1 pseudogene is annotated in these 523 nt (G+C 35.4%); it reads left to right on the plus strand.

Annotation, left to right across the window (positions count from 1 at the left end):
• Positions 1-523: pseudogene (locus DN393_RS31210) on the plus strand (replication-relaxation family protein); the annotation flags it as partial.

Consider the following 523-nt stretch of genomic DNA (forward strand, 5'->3'; position numbering starts at 1 on the left):
ATCTATTATTTTCTATGCGGGAGTATCATGAACTTTTAATGAATCTACCAAATCTAAATATGCACATCTGCTCTTTGAAAGAAGCTGGAGATGTTATCTCAGATATCATTCTAGGAATAGATGATAATCAAAACTTTGAACAAGATATTCTTTTACCTTTATCTCAACGTACAGTAGGCGATGCCGATTGGCGTTACGCATTTGTTGAAAAAGTTCAAACCTTTAAAGAAATAATAGATGGTGGTCTTAGACGAACGTATAGAAGAGATAAAGATGCTATGCAAGATTTCTTCTTTATTTTTGGGAATGAAAATGATTACCGCATGATTGCTAGATTAGACGATGTTGTGTTTTCAAGAAGAGAAGGTGATGAGGGAGTGCCACTTGTTGTGATCTATCCAAAGCGTAAAAAGGCTAGAGATATACTTTTAATGGACACTTATGACAACGTATTACTGCTATCCCTCCAAAATGAAGATGTTACTATCGACGCAGATGAACAGATTATGGCACGTACTGCAAA

The organism is Bacillus sp. BPN334, from assembly GCF_008368885.1.
GTDB lineage: Bacteria > Bacillota > Bacilli > Bacillales > Bacillaceae_G > Bacillus_A > Bacillus_A wiedmannii.